The organism is Pseudomonas sp. P4_C3, assembly GCF_056402075.1.
Window position 1 is genome coordinate 1 of sequence record NZ_JBFUIC010000577.1, and the last position, 1,593, is coordinate 1,593.

The following is a 1,593-nucleotide window of genomic DNA, read 5'->3' on the forward strand; positions in this document are numbered from 1 at the left end:
CGGGCCTTGATCGACCGCGACGATATGATGCTCGTACCACGGAAAATCGAATTCAGGTCGTGGCAGGCCGAAGATCTCCACGGCAATGCCGAACTCGAACGTGCAGAGGCCGTCGTAGGCCAGAATCGCGACCGTTCCTGGGGTGGGGTGCATTTGGCGGAAAGTTCCCGGTTAGTGTCTTATGCGCCACTTTAGCCGCAAGTGGCTGGCGGATAAAGTCTTCCTGCACCCACCGATACCTTGGAGTACACAACATGACCAGCCTGGTTCGCGAAATTCCCGCCGCCCCATCGGCCATTGCCCTGATGCATTTCAGCAACCGTCTGACCTTCGAAACCGATTGTTCCGACGTCCACGCCAGCCAGCAGGGCGGTGCAGTCGATTTCGTTCTGGTGGATGTTCGTGGCCCGCTGGCGTTCGAACGCGGGCATGTGCCGGGAGCGATCAACCTTCCCGGTCGCTTGCTGACCGCCGAAGGTTTGGCCGGGTATCCGAAAAACAGCCTGTTTGTGATCTATTGCGCCGGGCCTCATTGCAACGGCGCCAACAAGGCGGCGGTGAAACTGGCGGCCCTGGGGTATCCGGTCAAGGAGATGATTGGCGGCGTGACCGGGTGGCTGGATGAAGGGTTTGAGTTGAGTGTCGGGGTACAGCGGCAAGCCAGCAGCGTGGTCGGTTGCGAGTGTTGATGTAATCGAAAAAGATCGCAGGCTGCGCCAGCTCCTACATTGGATTGCGGTGCCTGTAGGAGCTGGCGCAGCCTGCGATCTTTTGATCTTTTTTATTGATTTCCGGCCGCCCACCACTCATCCAGTGTCGCTTCCAACCACTTGGCCACCGCTGCGTAAGCCTCAGTCTCCTGCTCACCCCGTGGCAACGGCGACTCATCGCCAAAATGCGCATTGAGCAAGGCCACCGATTCGGCATTCCACTCTGGATGAAACTGCAACCCCAGCCGCGTCGGCCCGGCGCGGTACATCTGCTGCACACAGTGCTCGCTGCTGGCCAACAGCTGCGCGGCAGGCGGCAGGTCGATAGCGTCTTCGTGCCACTCCAGCACCTTCAGCGTTTGACCATCGATAAAGCTCACGGTGGTCCATCCGGTTTCGGTCCGGTCCATCCGCCGTACATTCCCGCCCAGGCTCAACGCCAGCAACTGTGCCCCCAGGCAAATGGCGAACACAGCCGCGTCTTGATCGAGACTGCCTGCGAGCCATTGCCGTTCGGCTTCCAGCCAGGCCGGACCGGCATTGGATTCATAAGGCCCGCCCAACAGGATCACGGGGTCGGCGCTGACGGACGGCAATTGGCCGAGGTCGGCGCGAAACACCTTCAGCGTCAGCCCTCGGGATTCGGCCCAGATGGCGATGGCTCCCGGGCCCTCGGCGGGGTGGTGCTGGATCAGGTTCAACGTGGGCATTACGCTAGTCTCGATGGGACGCAAGGGCACTCAATGTGCCGTAAAACATCCAGCATCGCCAGTCGGCTCATTCCGTCGGATGCAGCCGTAAACGCTGCAGGTTTGTGCTGAAAACGCGGCTTGTCTGACAGACTTTGCCCCGTCATGGCGCGTGCACCTCAATACCTCCATCC

At 60.5% G+C, this 1,593-nt stretch carries 2 protein-coding genes and 1 pseudogene; 1 reads left to right on the top strand and 2 read right to left on the bottom strand.

Annotated elements, in window-relative coordinates; translation table 11 throughout:
- Positions 1–153 (bottom strand): annotated as a pseudogene (locus AC1DVH_RS30820) (AraC family transcriptional regulator); the annotation flags it as partial.
- A 101-nt stretch (positions 154–254) separates the two neighbouring features.
- Here AC1DVH_RS30820 and AC1DVH_RS30825 point away from each other — a divergent pair.
- A complete protein-coding gene (locus AC1DVH_RS30825) occupies positions 255–689 on the top strand; it encodes a rhodanese-like domain-containing protein (protein ID WP_477756973.1) in 435 nt (144 codons plus the stop codon).
- A 92-nt stretch (positions 690–781) separates the two neighbouring features.
- Here the strand turns inward: AC1DVH_RS30825 and AC1DVH_RS30830 are convergent, their stop codons facing one another.
- Entirely contained in the window at positions 782–1,420 is a 639-nt protein-coding gene (locus AC1DVH_RS30830) for a type 1 glutamine amidotransferase (protein ID WP_477756974.1), read from the bottom strand.
- Positions 1,421–1,593: the final 173 nt, after the last annotated feature.